Annotated in this window: 15 protein-coding genes; 12 read left to right on the top strand and 3 right to left on the bottom strand. The window is 35.2% G+C overall.

Features of this window, described 5'->3' with window-relative positions:
* Positions 1 to 260 precede the first annotated feature (260 nt).
* From AC6CHK_RS08560 to AC6CHK_RS08550, 3 genes are all read right to left on the bottom strand, one after another.
* On the bottom strand, positions 261 to 1,331 hold the full coding sequence (locus AC6CHK_RS08560; protein ID WP_498095236.1) for a serine hydrolase domain-containing protein: 1,071 nt from the start codon (positions 1,329 to 1,331) through the stop codon (positions 261 to 263).
* Between the two features lie 130 nt (positions 1,332 to 1,461).
* A complete protein-coding gene (locus AC6CHK_RS08555) occupies positions 1,462 to 2,103 on the bottom strand; it encodes a response regulator (RefSeq protein WP_498095235.1) in 642 nt (213 codons plus the stop codon).
* Positions 2,093 to 4,084 carry a tetratricopeptide repeat-containing sensor histidine kinase gene (locus AC6CHK_RS08550; RefSeq protein ID WP_498095234.1) on the bottom strand — a complete coding sequence of 664 codons (1,992 nt, stop codon included), beginning with the start codon at positions 4,082 to 4,084 and terminating at the stop codon, positions 2,093 to 2,095. The genes AC6CHK_RS08555 and AC6CHK_RS08550 overlap by 11 nt, the downstream gene beginning before the upstream one ends.
* A 198-nt stretch (positions 4,085 to 4,282) precedes the next feature.
* Here AC6CHK_RS08550 and AC6CHK_RS08545 point away from each other — a divergent pair, with 198 nt between their 5' ends.
* The 12 genes from AC6CHK_RS08545 to AC6CHK_RS08490 all read left to right on the top strand — a co-directional run bounded on the left by AC6CHK_RS08545 (position 4,283) and on the right by AC6CHK_RS08490 (position 17,427).
* Positions 4,283 to 4,693, top strand: a complete 411-nt coding sequence (locus AC6CHK_RS08545) for a hypothetical protein (RefSeq protein ID WP_498095233.1) — start codon at positions 4,283 to 4,285, stop codon at positions 4,691 to 4,693.
* Positions 4,694 to 5,080: 387 nt separating this feature from the next.
* Positions 5,081 to 6,433, top strand: a complete 1,353-nt coding sequence (locus AC6CHK_RS08540) for a sigma-54-dependent transcriptional regulator (RefSeq protein WP_498095232.1) — start codon at positions 5,081 to 5,083, stop codon at positions 6,431 to 6,433.
* A 159-nt stretch (positions 6,434 to 6,592) separates the two neighbouring features.
* Complete coding sequence (locus AC6CHK_RS08535) at positions 6,593 to 6,952, top strand: DUF7674 family protein (RefSeq protein WP_229983422.1); 360 nt, start codon at positions 6,593 to 6,595, stop codon at positions 6,950 to 6,952.
* Between the two features lie 12 nt (positions 6,953 to 6,964).
* A complete protein-coding gene (locus AC6CHK_RS08530) occupies positions 6,965 to 7,105 on the top strand; it encodes a hypothetical protein (RefSeq protein ID WP_164463419.1) in 141 nt (46 codons plus the stop codon).
* 96 nt (positions 7,106 to 7,201) lie between these two features.
* Positions 7,202 to 7,582 (top strand): DUF7674 family protein, encoded by a 381-nt coding sequence (locus tag AC6CHK_RS08525; protein ID WP_498095231.1) that lies wholly within the window; start codon positions 7,202 to 7,204, stop codon positions 7,580 to 7,582.
* A 224-nt stretch (positions 7,583 to 7,806) separates the two neighbouring features.
* Entirely contained in the window at positions 7,807 to 9,495 is a 1,689-nt protein-coding gene (gene kdpA, locus AC6CHK_RS08520; RefSeq protein ID WP_498095230.1) for a potassium-transporting ATPase subunit KdpA, read from the top strand.
* A gap of 23 nt (positions 9,496 to 9,518) precedes the next feature.
* Complete coding sequence (kdpB, locus tag AC6CHK_RS08515; protein ID WP_498095229.1) at positions 9,519 to 11,528, top strand: potassium-transporting ATPase subunit KdpB; 2,010 nt, start codon at positions 9,519 to 9,521, stop codon at positions 11,526 to 11,528.
* A 102-nt stretch (positions 11,529 to 11,630) separates the two neighbouring features.
* Entirely contained in the window at positions 11,631 to 12,197 is a 567-nt protein-coding gene (locus AC6CHK_RS08510; RefSeq protein WP_498095228.1) for a K(+)-transporting ATPase subunit C, read from the top strand.
* 300 nt (positions 12,198 to 12,497) lie between these two features.
* Entirely contained in the window at positions 12,498 to 13,577 is a 1,080-nt protein-coding gene (locus tag AC6CHK_RS08505) for a porin (protein WP_498095227.1), read from the top strand.
* A gap of 373 nt (positions 13,578 to 13,950) precedes the next feature.
* The gene (locus tag AC6CHK_RS08500) at positions 13,951 to 15,075 is read left to right on the top strand and encodes a sensor protein KdpD (protein WP_498095226.1); all 1,125 of its coding nucleotides are present in this window, start codon (positions 13,951 to 13,953) and stop codon (positions 15,073 to 15,075) included.
* On the top strand, positions 15,075 to 16,808 hold the full coding sequence (locus AC6CHK_RS08495) for a sensor histidine kinase (RefSeq protein WP_498095225.1): 1,734 nt from the start codon (positions 15,075 to 15,077) through the stop codon (positions 16,806 to 16,808). Before AC6CHK_RS08500 ends, AC6CHK_RS08495 begins: the two co-directional genes overlap by 1 nt.
* A 190-nt stretch (positions 16,809 to 16,998) precedes the next feature.
* Positions 16,999 to 17,427: a DUF3592 domain-containing protein gene (locus AC6CHK_RS08490; protein WP_498095224.1), complete on the top strand. Its 429-nt coding sequence runs from the start codon at positions 16,999 to 17,001 to the stop codon at positions 17,425 to 17,427.
* The last annotated feature ends 40 nt before the right edge of the window (positions 17,428 to 17,467 follow it).

Genomic DNA, 17,467 nt, shown 5'->3' with positions numbered 1-17,467 from the left:
GAGACTGGTCAACTGACTGGTCTCTTTTTTTTGTTGAAGTTTCAGAAACAAGAAGCTACTTTCTGTGATGATCACAGGAGTGTTCGTTATAAATTGATGCTCAAGAATCAAGATTCATTGTAAAACTTCATTAAAATTACAGGGTAAAATTAAAATGGATTTCTTAGTGACTTCTCATTAATTTGAAGATTGATCATTAAATTGCAATAAAATGTCGTATAAACCGACTAATCTGCCACTTGATAATTAAATATTTAGTATCACTTTCCTCTAAGATTTTCCAGGCTTATTTTTGCGATATCTTTCACCAGTTGGGTAGGAGAGTTGCAGTCACAGTTACTGAATCCTAAAATATAAATATCTTCGCTCGGGATATATACTGCCATCGATTTGAATCCGAAAATGCTCCTACCGTGTTCTCTTGTAGCGGTTCCGTTGATGTTTTTGAGGTGCCATCCGTATCCATATTCAATTTCTTTTCCGTCATTCAGCTTATACTTGGTAAAAGCTTTTATTCCGTTTTTTGAGTTTAATAACATGTTTTTATTGAGCGCATTTTGCCACTTTAGCATATCATCCAAATTTGACATTAATGATCCCGAAGCAAACGGAACACTGAAGTTAATAATGGTTTTATTCACATAACCGGAACTTTTCTTATGATAACCGTATGCTCTGTTCCTGATTATTCTACGGTCGGCTGCATAATAAGAATTGGACATTCCAATTTTACTAAAGATATTTTTTGTAATAAAATCTTCATAAGTCTCTCCTGAAACCAGTTCAATAATATAGCCTAAAACCATATATCCGGAATTGTTATAATCAAATTTTTCTCCGGGAGTGAAATCAACAGGCTCATTTTTGAAAAAGTTTACCATTTGCTCAGGAGTCATTTCCTTTTGTGCTATTTCAGACAATGTTTTCATTTTTGTAAAATCCTTAATGCCCGAAGTATGTGTCAGCAGATGATGAATAGTGATGTTGTTCCCGTTAGGATAGGATGGTATATACTTTGAAACGGGATCATTTACCTTCAGTTTTCCCTGTTCCTCAAGCATCAGAACAGCGATGGCGGTAAATTGCTTTGTCATAGATCCAATCTGAAAAACACTCTTGATATTTAGCTTTGTATCGAGTTCGAGATTTGCCATACCAAAAGCTTTTTCGTAAACGGGTTTTCCTTTTCGGGCCACCATAAAAACTCCGCCAGGTCCATCAGACTCTTTGAATTCTGACAAAATCAGGCTGTCAATCTTTTCATTTAGCTTCTGAGCAAATATTGGAAATGTCAGCATGACCGTAAAAAAGAATAAAAACAATTTTCGCATAATGATATATTTAATGCAAAGATATATTATTAATTCAATACCATGCAATACAAAGTAGTAAAATAAATTTACAATTATGTTAAATTGTTTTTATTATAAATTTGTTGTGATTTAAAAAGTCAAATGTGGATTATCTCTGTATCAAGTTTTGTTGCAACGCAAGTTTGATAAGTTCTGTAGAATTCTTGGCCTTAAACTTTTGTAAGAGATTCTTACGGTGCGTATCTACTGTTAAAGAGCTTAAATGTAATTCTTCTGCAATCACAACGCTTGTTTTTCCCTCCGCAACTAATTTTAATATTTCTTTTTCTCTTTTTGTCAATCTGGGAACATTTAATAATTCATTTTGAGAAGGTTTACTGATGATTTGCTTCGTTTCATCACAAAAAACAATATTTCCAGAAAGTGCCCCTTTTATACAATTTACAAGTTCTTTGAGTGATGTGTTTTTCAGCAAATATCCGCTTGCCCCATTTTGAATAGATTGCATGATGACACTTCGCTCAGATCGGTTACTGAACATGATTACGGAAGTACTTTGTGATATTTTTTTTATTTCCTTGCAAAGTTCCAAACCATTGACGTCGGGTAAGGTAATATCAAGAAGGATGATATCTGCATCATTCACTTTAATGAAATCCAGAATTCCGGCTCCGGAAGTAAAGCTTTCCAAGATGTGGAAAAGAGGTTCGTTTTTCAGCATTATTTTTAATCCTTCCAATACAATTGGATGATCATCTACGATGACGATATTTATCTGATTAGATGGCATGAGTATCTAGTTCTATGTTTACAGTTGTTCCTTCATTATCAGAATTGATTTCAATTTTACCTTTAAGATATTCCACTCTATTTTTAAGATTGCGAAGTCCCATACTTTTTGTTGTTTCGTAAACGCCTGTTTTAAATCCTTTGCCATTATCTTCAACAGTAATCATAAAGTTATCTTTTGAATGTGAGCATTGAAGTAAAATATGATTGCCTTCGGAATGTTTTACGGCATTTGCTAACAATTCCTGTACAATTCTGTAAATATTTATTTGCATCGCAAGCGAGAGGGTATTGGTAATATTTAAAGGTTGAAAATCAATTTCTAAGTTTTTTCTTGCGTAAAATTCACACAAATCAATAAGTGCTGTTTCCAATCCGAAATTAAGAAGTGACTCAGGCATTAAATTTCTAGCAACAGATCTCAATTCACCCACTGATTGATCAAGCTGCCCAAGAATTTTGTTAAACTCACTGTTTTCTTTTTGAAAAAAATTTGACGACCATGAAGAAAGATTTATTTTTACTCCAGCCAACATCCCACCCAAACCATCGTGCAGATCGCGGGCAATACGTTCTCTCTCTCTTTCCTCGCTTTCAAGAATGGCTTTTGTAAGGTTTAGCTCTTCTTTTTGTCTTATATCTTTTATTTTCTGCTGATGATTAATTTCTTTTTGCTCAGATATTTTTTTATTTTTTCTGTAAATAATCAATAAAAAAATGAAAGGAATTACAATTAATAACAAACTGAGACTTAGTCCCCATAAATAGGAGTTTTTTTTGCTGACTTCAAGTTCTTTTTGATTTTTTTCAGCGTTCAGATTGGCAATTTTCCTTTCTTTTTCTGCGGTATTGAATTTTGTTTCCAGTGTGTTGATTTCCAGTTTTATATTTTCGGAATTTAAGCTGTCATTAAGTTTTGAATATTTTCTCTCCCAAAACAATGCTTCTTGAGGATGATCCATTTCTTCATTTAAACTTGAAAGTTGGCTGTAGATCGTTTTTCTATTGTGAGCATCGATTACGAGCGTTTTTTCGATAAGAATATTTTCAAGTACATTTTTAGCCTCAGTATATTTTTTCTGTTTTCGGAGAATATCATATTGATTAAGATAGAACATCTGTACCAAAAGATTCTGATTGAATTTTTTAGCGTATACCAATCCTTTTTCAATTACCGGAAGAGCTTCATTATTTTTTTGTTTAGTGATCAGGTACAAGGTTTTTCCATAGAAAAATAGTGCGTTTGCTGAGGATTCAGGATATGGCTGGATCATTTTCTCTGCCTTTTCTAAAAATTTCTTTGCCAGATCACCTTTTGCCTGATAGCAAAAATTACTCGAAGAGTTAAGATAAGCATAGAATAATTCTGAAGAATTGGGGGCGTTTTTTTGAAGAATTTCAATTGCTTTATGATTGTAATTTTCTGCTTTTTCAAATTCAGCGTTGTAAGTGAGGAGAATAGCCAACTGAGTATATAAAAAGCCTAAATTTTTACTGTTCTCATATTTTTCAATAAGAGGAATACTCTTTTCAAGTACAATTTTGATGAGAAAAGGGTAACCTTTTTTATTTTTTTGTGATACACCATAATTATACCAAGCCAAAGACTGAAGTGCCTCAGATTCTTCTGTTTTAAATTTTGCTAATCCTTTAATGGCCTTCTGGAAAGATTGGGCCGCTTTTCCCCTGTTTTTTTCTAAATCATATTGGCCTTCATAATAGTAAAATTTAGCTGATAAATAGGCATCGCTCTTTGATAAAGCCTTTCCAGTTTCTAAATGCTTTTTGCTTAATACCGAATCTGTGTTCCTGTAATAATTTGAAAGTAAATAATTTGCATTTGCTTTTACCGCATTGTTTGAATTAGTTTTCACAATGTTGTTTAAACTGTCTGCATAAGGCTTTTCGTCGAGTGGAATGATTTGTTGTGAGAATACACCAAAAGAAAATAAAATACTTAGCAGGATGATTAGTCTTTTCATTGTTATCAATTCAGTTTAATTGTAGGAATTTTCACAAGGTAAATAAAAATTTCAGTAGAAAACAATACCTAAAATTAGGTAGAGAAAAATACTGTTTTTGTAGGATTGATAGTAGCCTTCTTGTGCTTTAGCTTTGCAGGAAACAAGTCACCATATTATAGAGTTAAGTAGTATAATTAAAAAATTAAGATAAGTATTATGAAAAAAATTAAATTAGTCACAGTATTTAAAGGAACATTTTTGTTATTGGCAGGAACAGTGCTTTTGGGATTGGCAACATCTTGTAGTAATGATGATAATGATGATAATCAGGGTTCGAGCCATAAAATTGTTTTTAAAGCAGAAGCATCTTCAGGAAGCAATATTAGTGTTGCTGCGTATGGAATAGATGGTAATGCAACTACAGCAACAAGCCTTTCGGGCACAACATGGACGAGTCCGGAAATTACAGCCCCTGCAGGAGCGTATACTGCAAATGTAGCAGTAAATGCAACCGGAGCAGACGCCAATTCAACTTTAAAAGTTCAAATTTATGTAGATGGCGAGTTGAAGAAAGAAGGAACTTCAAGCGGACAGTATTTATCAGCCTCTACAAATTATACTTTTTAAAAGTTCAAAACTTTCGATATTATAAAATGCGCTGCAAGATTTATTTTTTGGCGCATTTTTTTTGATATTCAGTATTTTGCTTGTTATATTGTAATCAGCTTTTTCTGAAAGAATATTATTTACTTTATTTTAAAGCTAAAAAGTCATCTTCCGAAAAATGAATTGGAAGAAAAATAAAACAAACAAAACAACAGATATTTACAATATTTAAATTAATAATATTTTTAGAATATCATCAATGATTTCCTTTAGGTAATCAATATAACAACCGAGTCATGATATTTTAATACTGTGCGTAATGTAATTTTTGTAAACTTTATTTTTTTTGTTCAAATCGATTTATTGTAAGCAATTTGATTTAATTTTGAAGTTTATATTTTTACAGCATTGAACACCATTTTAATCATCGACGACGAGGCAAAAATAAGATCGCTTCTCTCAAGAATCATAGCCCTTGAAGGTTTTGAAGTTTTCGAAGCAAGCAATCTGAAGAGCGGCTTAAAGAAGCTCGAAACCTCAGAGATCGATATCGTCATCTGCGATGTCAAACTACCCGACGGAAACGGAGTGGAATTCTCAAAAATTATAAAAGATAAATTTCCGGTGGTTGAAACTATTCTTCTGACCGCATTCGGTAATATTCCCGATGGCGTTCTGGCGATTAAAAATGGTGCGTTTGATTACATTACAAAAGGTGACGACAATACCCGAATTCTTCCTCTTATTTATAAAGCTGCAGAAAAAGTTGCACTTAATAAACGCGTTCTGCATCTGGAAAAGCAGCTCAACAGAAAACAGTCTTTCGACAGCATTATAGGAAAATCATCAGCAATCACCACAGTGGTAGATTCTGCAAGGAAAGTCGCCACTACAGATGCTACAGTTCTTTTAACAGGCGAAACGGGCACGGGAAAAGAAGTTTTTGCCCAGGCAATTCACCATGCAAGCAACAGAAATAAAAATAATTTTATTGCGATCAATTGTTCAGCTTTTGGAAAAGATTTGTTGGAAAATGAACTGTTTGGTCACAAAGCAGGTGCTTTTACCGGAGCTCTGAAAGACAGCAAAGGTATTTTTGAAGAAGCCAATCTGGGAACTGTTTTTTTGGACGAAATCGGTGAGATGCCGTTGGATTTGCAGGCAAAACTTTTGCGTGTTTTAGAATCAGGAGAATTTCTGAAAGTGGGCGATAACAAGCCTATTAAAACGGATGTGAGAATCATTGCAGCTACCAACAGAGATCTGGAAACTGAAATAGAAAAAGGAAATTTCCGTGAAGATTTATATTATAGAATCAATATTTTCCAGATTAAACTTCCTTCTTTAAGAGAAAGAGTGGCTGATATTGAGTTACTCATTAATTTCTTTTTGAAAAGTTTTTCGCTTAAAACCGGAAAAAATATCAGTTCCGTCTCTCCGGATTATTTAAAAGCATTAAAAAATCATCCCTGGAAAGGCAATATTCGTGAACTTCGAAATGTAATTGAACGAAGCGTAATTCTCACAGATTCATCTGAATTAGAAATAGATAGTCTTCCTTTAGATATTTCGATCTATAACAACGAGATAGATTCTTCTCAAACCAAAATGATGTCAGCGTTTTCTATGGCGAGTGCAGAGAAAATGCAGATCCAGAAAGTTCTCAATCATACCAAAGGCAATAAAGCCGAAGCTGCCCGTTTACTTGAAATTGGTATTGCGACCTTATACAGAAAGGTAGAAGAGTACAAAATTTCTTAGACATAATTCCATTCTGATAACGACCCTATCATTTTGATAGGGTTTTTTGTGTTTTGAAATGTTTTGAATTTAATTTAAATAATTGTTTTTCAGTTGGTTATAGGTTTTTATTGTTCAAGGGAACAAATCTTGGCATTAAAGATTCAAAACAAATTAAAAATGAATCATACAGATGCTGTAAGAGAAATCGTAAAAATCATCCCTGAATCTCAGGAAGATTTTAAAGAGTCTTACAAAACAAAAACTCCGTTTATGGTGATCAGTATTTTCACCAAACAAATTAAGAAACTGATTAAAAATCATGATCAGAAAATTCTGATGAAGTCGATTACCAAGATGAATCAGCTTTACAACAAAGGGGATCAGGCATTAAAGAACGCCATCGAAAACATTTTCATTTATTCTTTAGACAGTCTTACGTTTTGTTGTGAACCTTCCTACAAAGATCTGATTTTTTCTAAAATGTCACCAAGTCTTCAAAACAACTACTTACGCCAGGTTTATAAATCAGGAATTTAAAAATTTATAAAAATGAAATCAAAAATCAGAAAAATAGGAGACTGGAAACTTCTGAAGTCTACCCGTGAAAAACACAACCTCGAAGTCATTACGATCAATATTGCTGTAATCCTTGGTGTGTTTGTAGCCGCTGCGATTCTGCAGGTTAATTAAAATTACATAAGATGATAACAATTATTCTATTAATCACGGCAGTAGTTTTATTCATTTTGTTTTACCGTCTTGTTGAATATTTCGACAAAATCTAAAATGTTAAACAAAATAAACAGATTCACCGCTGTAGAATATCTGAAAGTGTTTTTTCCGTCGGTTCGAAGAGAGATTGTTACACTTTCTGAGCAAAACAATTTTCCGGGAGTAATGCAGGTGATGATTGATGATATGAAAACGGATACGCAAAAATCAAACGTACAGAAAATCAATATTTCAATCAAAAGAATGTACTGGATTTACAAAAACGGAAATTCTTACATCAGATACATTATAGAGAATCTTTTTATACGCTCATTTGCAAGTCTGAGGAAAAATCTAAAACCGCAACAGTGGAGATTTCTGTATCAGGAAATTCCAAAAGATTTTAGAATGGTATACAGCGAACAAACAAAAAAAGATCAAGATTTAAAATTCTAAAAATGACCCTACTATTTTTTATATCAATAGCCATATTCATTTATATCTGCTATGTGCTCGTAAAGCCCGAAAAATTTTAAAACCAATTAATAAGCAAATGAACCGTAAGATCATACATCAAATAAAAGAATGGGGAATTCTGATTTTTTGGATCAGCTTCATCATCGCTTTTTTGTATCTGGTGATTACCGTAAAAGAATTTGCACTAATTCATTAAACAAACTATGAACACTGAAATTTTAGGCGTTGTAGCAATGTTTGTCATAACATTGCTGTTGGCGATACCTTTTGGAAAGTATATTTCAAAAGTATTCACAGGAGAAAAAACATTTCTGGATCCTGTTTTCAAACCCGTAGAAAGATTTTTCTACAAAATATCAGGAATCGATCCTGATCATGAAATGAACTGGAAGCAGCATCTGATCGCACTTTTAACCATCAACTTTTTATGGTTTTTCATCAGTATGCTCGTTCTGATGAATATGAGCTGGCTGCCGCTTAATCCAGATGGAAATCCGGATATGTCGCCAGATTTGGCTTTTAATACATCAATTTCTTTCTTAGTCAATTGTAATTTACAACATTACTCAGGTGAAACAGGATTAAGTTATCTCGGACAGATGTGGCTGATGTTTCTTCAATTTGTTTCCGCCGCAACAGGGATAGCAGCAGCAATTGTTGTATTCAAAGCTTTCCGCGAAAAAACAACCGAAAAACTTGGGAATTTCTATGATTATTTGCTAAAATCAATAACAAGAATTTTGTTGCAGCTTTCATTCGTAATGGGTTCAGTACTGGTTTTTCAGGGCATGCCGATGACGTTTGAAGGAAAAGATAAAATGATTACACTAGAAGGTAAAAATGTAGATGTTTCTACAGGACCTGTTGCTGCTTTTGTGCCTATAAAACATATAGGAACGAATGGCGGTGGATTTTTTGGAGTAAATTCAGCTCATCCGTTAGAGAATCCTAACTATTTTACCAATATGGTAGAAATGGTTTCACAGTTAATAATTCCGATGGCAATGGTTTTTGCTTTTGGTTATTTCATCAGAAGAAAGAAATTCGGATATATGATTTTTGGAGTCATGACCATCGGATTTCTTTTGCTCGCAGTACCAACAGTTATTATGGAAATGAACGGAAATCCTGCAATCAGCCAAATGGGGATTGATCAGTCACTGGGCGCAATGGAAGGTAAAGAAATCCGTTTTGGTTCTGCCACTTCAGGATTCTGGAGCATTGTAACGACAGTTATTTCTACGGGTTCGGTGAACTCGATGCACGACAGCTCGATGCCGCTTTCCGGGATGACACAGATGCTTGCCATGATGGTCAACGCATTCTTTGGAGGCGACGGCGTTGGTATTTTAAATATATTCATCTACATCATTCTTGCTGTTTTCATCAGCGGATTGATGGTAGGCCGTACACCGGAATTTATGGGCAAAAAAATTGAAGCCAGAGAAATGAAAATTGCAATGATCGTAGCACTTTTCCATCCGTTTCTTATTTTGGTTGGAGCTGCAATAGCTACTTATTTCCCGGAAGTAGGAACTTCTACACTCAATAATCCCGGATTCCACGGTTTCAGCGAAGTTTTGTATGAATATACTTCTTCAGCAGCCAACAACGGTAGCGGTTTCGAAGGTTTGGGTGATAATAATCTTTTCTGGAATATTTCTACAGGAATTGTTCTGTTGCTCGGTCGATTCTTACCAATAATTGGTCCGTTAGCAATTGCAGGGTTACTGGCCAAGAAAAAATACATTCCGGAAGGCGAAGGAACGCTGAAAACAGATACTTCCACATTTGGACTGATGACTTTTGCGGTGATTGCGATTATTGCAGCATTGGCTTTCTTTCCGGCATTGGCATTAGGACCGATCGCAGAGTATTTTTCACTAAGATAATTTTAAAAATAACAGAAATTAAAATGACTCAAAATAAATCTTTGTTTCAAAAAGAATTGGTTCGGGAAGCATTGAAACAGTCTTTTGTGAAACTGAATCCGAAACTGATGTTTAAAAATCCCGTCATGTTTCTTGTATGGCTCGGTACATTGGTGATGTTTTTTGTAAGCGTCTGGACTTTGACAGGAGAAAAATCTCAGGGAAGTTTTGCTTACAATTTCACGGTATTCATCATTCTTTTACTCACCGTTCTGTTTGGGAATTTTGCCGAAGCCATTGCCGAAGCAAGAGGGAAAGCTCAGGCAGACAGTCTTCGTAAAACAAGAGAAGAAACGCCTGCAAAACTGCAAAATGGTGAAATAATTTCTTCATCTAAATTACAGAAAGGAGATGTTTTTGTTTGCGAAGCTGGAGACATTATTCCTTCAGACGGAGAAATCATCGAAGGTCTTGCTACCATAGATGAAAGTGCGATTACCGGAGAATCAGCTCCTGTCATTCGTGAATCTGGAGGTGATAAAAGTTCTGTGACTGGAGGAACAAAAGTTTTGTCTGATAAAATCGTTGTTCAGGTAACAACGCAACCAGGCGAAAGTTTTTTAGATAAAATGATTGCCCTGGTAGAAGGTGCTTCAAGACAGAAAACGCCGAACGAAATTGCCTTAACTATTTTACTGGCAGGTTTTACATTGGTTTTTATCATCGTTTGTGTGACTTTAAAACCGTTTGCGGATTATTCTAATGTCACGATTACAATTGCATCATTTATCTCTCTTTTTGTTTGTTTAATTCCTACTACTATTGGCGGATTGTTATCTGCCATCGGAATCGCAGGAATGGACAGAGCCTTGCGAGCCAACGTCATCACAAAAAGCGGTAGAGCAGTAGAAACGGCTGGTGATATCGATGTTTTACTTTTAGATAAAACCGGAACAATCACCATTGGAAACCGTAAGGCAACGAGTTTTTATCCTGCTAACCAGGTTGATGAGACAGAGTTAATCAAAGCAGCTGTTTTGAGTTCAATGGCGGATGAAACTCCTGAAGGGAAATCAATCATAGAGCTGGCGGGAATCAATCCTTTAAGCTATGAAATCAGTAATCCTCAGTTTATCAAATTTACCGCAGAAACCAGAAGTTCAGGAATTGATTACGACGGAAACCGCATCCGAAAAGGAGCAACAGACGCCATCAGAAAAATATCGGAAGCTGCCGGAAATATTTTCCCACAGGAAATAGATTTAAAAGTAAAAGAAATTTCTCAGAACGGAGGAACACCATTGGTGGTTTCAGAAAACGAAAAAGTTTTGGGAGTCATTGAACTTCAGGATATCATTAAACCAGGAATCAGCGAACGTTTCGAACGTCTCCGAAAAATGGGGATTAAAACAGTGATGGTGACCGGTGACAATCCACTAACTGCAAAATTTATTGCTGAAAAAGCAGGTGTTGATGATTTTATTGCCGAAGCAAAACCGGAAGATAAAATGAACTACATCAAAAAAGAACAGCAGGAAGGTCGTCTGGTTGCCATGATGGGTGACGGTACCAATGATGCTCCGGCATTGGCTCAGGCAGATGTAGGTGTTGCCATGAACAGCGGAACACAGGCTGCAAAAGAAGCCGGAAATATGGTCGACCTCGACAATGATCCGACGAAACTGATTGAAGTTGTAGAAATCGGCAAACAGTTGCTTATGACAAGAGGTACGCTGACGACATTCAGTATTGCCAATGACGTTGCGAAATATTTTGCCATTATTCCAGCATTGTTTATCACCGCAATTCCTGCTTTGCAAGGTTTAAATATTATGAATCTTCACAGTCCGGAAAGTGCAATTTTATCGGCAGTCATCTTCAACGCGATTATCATTCCTATACTGATACCGTTGGCATTGAAGGGGGTAGCTTATAAACCAATCGGCGCATCTGCGTTGCTGAGAAGGAATTTATTCATCTTCGGATTGGGAGGAGTCATTATTCCTTTTATCGGAATTAAAATTATAGACATTATTGTATCCTTATTTTTCTAAATATCTAAAAGGCAAGGCAGGAAGAAAATTTCATCAAATTACTTTTTGTCAAATATCTATCTCAATTCTTCCTGCATTTGTCTTTATTAAATTACCATCAAAATGAAAAAACATATTTTACCAGCAATCAAACTGACCGCTTTGTGTATCGTTTTTCTTACCATTGTTTATCCGATATCCATATGGGGAATTGCTCAGCTTTCACCTAATCAGGGAAAAGGAGATTTGATTAAACATAATAATAAAACCTATTATGCCAATATAGGACAGTCGTTCACCAGTGACCAATATTTCAATTCTCGTCCTTCGGCGGTTGATTACAATGCTGCAGGTTCTGGAGGAAGCAACAAAGGTCCATCGAATGAAGAGTATTTAAAACAGGTTGAAGCTCGTATCGATACAATTTTGATGAAAAATCCTGGAATTGTAAAGTCAGATATTCCGGCAGATTTAGTGACGGCCAGCGGAAGCGGATTAGATCCGAATTTTTCTGTGCAGGCAGCGAAAATTCAGGTGAAAAGAATTGCGAAAATCAGAAATATCGATGAAGTGAAAATCAATAATTTGATTACTCAAAATACAGAAAAACCTCTGATAGGATTGTTTGGTCCTGAAAAAATCAATGTTCTAAAATTGAATATCGCACTCGACCAGTTAAGCGGGAAGTAATTTTAAAAAATCAATATTGATCATCGTGAGTTTTATTTGTAAATCTTTCTTGCATTAAAATCTTTGTATCTCTAAGATAGTGAAACCCCTTTGTTTATCATAAATAAAGATTGTATTTGTGAAAAAATCTTAGTTTTTCTTTGCGTTAAATTAAACGCAAGGTTAAACAAAAGGTAGGGAAAACTGTTTTACTTTAAGAAAACAAGGCCACTTCGTTTATTGAAGAAATACAAATGTTTGAATTTCAATTTGTTTAAAGGTTTTAAAATGAAATTCTAAAAATTCCTTAATTTAAATTCAATGAAAAAAATACTATTTGTTTTGTTAGCAATTTGCGGAATCAATGCGTCTGCTCAAAACGATTCAATTGCAAAACCTCTTACTGTTGGCGGATACGCTGAGGTTTATTACACAGCAGATTTTAACAATCCTAAAAATAATAACCGTCCCGGATTCGTATACAGTCACAACCGAAACAATGAAGTGAACGTCAATTTAGCTTTTATAAAAACGACGTATAACACAGACCAAGTGAGAGCCAATCTGGCTTTAGCAGTTGGAACGTATATGAATGCCAATTACGCAGCAGAGCAAGGTGTGATGAAAAATATTTACGAAGCCAATGTAGGTTTAAAAATATCTAAAAAACATAATGTATGGATTGATGCAGGTATTTTTCCTTCTCACATAGGTTTTGAAAGTGCAATCGGAAAAGACAATTGGGCGCTTACAAGAAGTTTTGCAGCAGATAATTCACCTTATTTCGAAACAGGGGCAAAAATATCTTATACATCTGAAAGTGGAAAATGGTTTGTGAGCGGTTTGGTACTCAATGGTTGGCAGCGTATTCAGAGAGTTGACGGAAATTCTACGCCTGCATTTGGACACCAGCTGACCTTTAAACCTAATGAAAAACTGACCATCAACAGCAGTTCTTTCATTGGAAATGATAAACCCGACAGCATTCGCCAGATGCGATATTTTCATAATCTGTATGCGGTGTATCAAATCAATAAAAAGTTCGGAATGACAGCAGGTTTTGATATTGGTGCCGAACAAAAAGCAAAAGAAAGCGAGCAGTATAATATTTGGTACACACCAGTTTTAATTGCAAAATATAATGCTACAGATAAACTAAGTTTTACAGCAAGAGGAGAATATTATCAGGATGAAAAAGGAGTAATCATTGCTACCGGAACAGAAAACGGTTTTAAAGCTTTCGGGTATTCTCTGAATGCTGATTATCAGATCCTGCCGAATCTCGTTTGGCGAACAGAAATTAGAAATTTAAACAGTAAAGATGCTATCTTTATGAACAGGACGGATGAATTTAATAGTAATAGTCTGACGGCAACGACGGCATTGGCCATTTCATTTTAGTAATAAGTATGTATACTTAAATAAAAGTTGTGCATTATTTAGACGCATCGATTAATTCACATTTAATTACGAATTGTATTTCCTCACTAAATGAAATGCCATTGTCTATCTTAAAAAAGCATTTACTGTAAAAGCTTTGTTTTACTTAGCGATTAGAAACGCAAGGTTAGACAAAGAAATTGAGAAAATAGTAAAAAATAAGGTAAACAAAGCCGTTTCACTTATTTTCGAAAGACAAAGATTCAAAATTTTATAAAAGGTTTATTTAAATGTAATTGAATGCTTATTATAATTTATGTCTGAATGAAATTTAAACAATGTTCTTAATGGTTTAAATGTTTTTATAATCGTCATCAAATAATTATTTCTACAAATGAACGAATCAAGAAAATCCGCAGAAGAGTTTCTGCATCTCATCAACAGTTCAAAACGGGGTAAACTGAAGATTTACATCGGGATGAGTGCGGGCGTAGGGAAAACCTACAGAATGCTGCAGGAAGCTCATGTCCTTCTTCAAAACGGGATTGATGTGAAAATCGGATACGTGGAAACACACAATCGTAAGGAGACACACAGTTTGTTGGAAGGCCTTCCCATTATTCCAAGAAGAAAATTATTTTACAAAGGAAAAGAGCTGGAAGAACTTGATGTTCCGGCGATTATCGTGCTGCGTCCGGAAATTGTGATTATTGACGAATTGGCTCACACCAATATTGAAGGAAGCAAAAATAAAAAAAGATGGCAGGATGTTTTTGAGATTTTAGATGCCGGAATTAATGTCATCAGTGCGGTCAACATTCAACATTTAGAAAGTCTCAACGATGAGGTAAAAACAGTCACCGGAATTGAAGTTGCCGAAAGAATTCCTGATACCGTTTTGGCTTCGGCGGATGAGGTTGTCAATATTGACCTTACCGCTGATGAATTGATTTTAAGATTAAAAGAAGGGAAAATTTACGATCAAAGTAAAATACCGTCTGCGCTCAATAATTTTTTTAAAAACGAAAATATTCTTCAGCTTCGTGAGTTGGCACTGAAAGAAGTAGCGTCGCAGGTTACAAGAAAGGTTGAAACGGAAGTTGTGACTGGGAAAACGTTAAAAAAAGAAAGATTTTTGGCTTGTATCAGTTCAAACGAAACGACCGCAAAAAATGTGATCCGAAAAACAGCAAGACTGGCGAGTTATTATAACAGTCAGTGGTTTCTTTTGTATGTTCAGGTTCCAAGAGAATCGGCGGACAGAATTGCGCTGAATAAACAGCGACATCTGATTAATAATTTCAGACTGGCTACCGAATTGGGCGCAGAAATCATAAAAATTCAGAGTAAAAATATTGCAATGACCATCATGGAACAATGCGAAGAAAGAAATATTTCGACGATGTGTATCGGAAAACCACATTTAGATATCTGGAGAATTATTCTGGCTACAGATACTTTTAATTCCTTACTCAAAAGACTGTCAAAACAGAACGTAGATTTAGTAATTTTGTCGTAATGAAAATAAAAACGAAGCTTAATGCAGGCGTTGGTCTGCTGTTTTTTATGATAATTATCCTGTCGACTTTGGGTGGATGGTTTATTTATCAGCTGAAAAAAGATACACAGAATATTCTTGCAGCCAACTACAATACGTTGCAGTACTCCCGAAATATGCTGTTGTCTCTCGAAGAAATTTCTAAGGAACCTTTTGCGTTGTCAGAATTTCAAAAAAATCTTGATCTTCAGCGTCAGAATATTACAGAAAGTGGAGAAAAAGAGGCGACTCAAAATATTCATGATCATTTTTCGGAGCTAAAAGTTGATAAGGGAAATTTAAACTTACATTCAGCAATCCGAAAAGATATTGCCGGGCTGATGCAACTGAATATGAATGCCATCCAGATCAAAAGCGGCATTGCCAATACGACGGCAGAAAACGCAATTGCGGTAATTTCTATTGTCGGAACTCTGTGTTTTCTGATTGCATTTATTTTGATGGTGAATTTGCCGGCTAATATTTCAAATCCGATTCGTGAGCTGACTTCGAGTATTCATCAGATTGCCAATCAAAATTACAGACAGCGGGTGCAGTTTGAAAGCAGCAGTGAGTTTGGCGAATTGGCGAGGTCGTTTAATACAATGGCAGAGAAGCTTCAGGAATACTCTGAAAGCAGAATCGATAAAATTTTAAAAGGCAAAAAACGTATTGAAACGCTTATTGACAATATGCATGATGCTGTGATTGGAATAGATGAAGACCGAAAAGTTCTCTTCGTGAATGATGAAGCGTTGAAAATTTCAGGTTTGAAAAAAGAAAACTTCGTAGGAAAACTTATTCAGGATGTTGCCGTTTCTAACGACTTGGTGCGTGATCTTATCCGGGAAATTGTTAATCCGGATGCTGCAAAAAATTCTACAGCGACACTGAAAATTTTTGTGGAAGGGAAAGAAAATTACTTCGAAAAAGAAATTTTAGACATCAATGTGATTCCTACCGGCGAAAAAGAAAGCCGTTTCATTGGTCAGGTGATTATGCTGAGAAATATTACGCCGTTTAAAGAATTGGATTTAGCCAAAACCCATTTTATGGGAACCGTTTCACATGAGTTCAAAACTCCTATTTCATCGATACAGATGGGCTTGCAATTGTTGGAAAATGAAAGAATAGGTCATCTCAACGAGGAGCAAGAGAAATTGGTTTCCGGAATTAAAGATGATACGCAGCGTTTACTCAGAATTACCGGAGAGCTTCTCAATATGACTCAGTTGGAATCTGGCGTGGTGCAGTTAAATATAAAACCTTCATCAGTTCATCAAATGATTGAAGATGTCATTGCTGCAAATAAATCGGCTGCGGGAAATAAGGAAATCACAATTAAGACAGAGATTGACTCAAATGTTTCAGTTGTGAATGCAGACATCGAGAAAACGTCGTGGGTTTTGAACAATATTGTATCTAATGCAATCCGTTATTCTTATGAAAAATCAATGATTGAAATTAATGTTGCTAAATCAGATAATGATAAAGTCAAATTCTCAGTCAAAGACAGCGGTCGCGGAATCGAAGAACAATATTTAAACAAAGTCTTTACCCGCTATTTTAGAATTCCCGGAACAAAAACTGAAGGTACTGGTCTTGGTTTGAGCATAAGCAAAGAATTTATTGAAGCGCAAGATGGATCAATCGGTGTTATAAGTGAGTATGGCGTTGGTAGCACATTTTATTTTATGTTAAAATCGAAAATTTAATAGCAGGAAATTGATATTTAAATTTTTCTTAATTCAATAATTAGTATTATAGATTAAAATTATTTAATTGTATTGTGTTTCGCAGTTATTGTTTTAGAATTTCACATATAATCTTCATTACTTTGCGAAATTTATATTATATTCGCGAATATACTGTTGTTTATCAGTACAATGTATCATAGCGGATGAAATGGAAATAATTAAAAATAAAACTATGTGGCAATATTATATAATCCTAGCATTGGGGTTGGTGTTACTTATAGCGGCAATATTCAGCTTCCGCCATACAATAGAATTTTTAAGAAAAGGAAATAAAGCTACCGCTACAGTAATTGACTTACGAATGTATGAATCTGATGGCGAAGTTTACGTGCCGATCTTCACCTTTCTCACTAGCAACAACGAATTAATTACATACGAATTGCCTGAAGGAAGCGATCCGCCAGCGTGGAAAATAGGTGAGACAGAGACCATAATCTATGACCCTTCCAATCCTTCAAATGCGTCGTTGTATAGTTACTTTAGATTGTTTACATGGACATTGGTGCTGGTTTCGATAGCTCTTCCCTTATTAGTCATTGGGGCCGGATACTTTATTGCAGAACGATTTCTCCTGTAAATTTCTTTAAATAAGGGCGAAAAGAGCAGTTGTATGATTT

This window comes from Chryseobacterium sp. GQ58 (genome assembly GCF_059758895.1).
The sequence above is the reverse complement of the archived record's forward strand: the minus strand, read 5'-3'. Positions and strand labels throughout refer to the sequence as shown.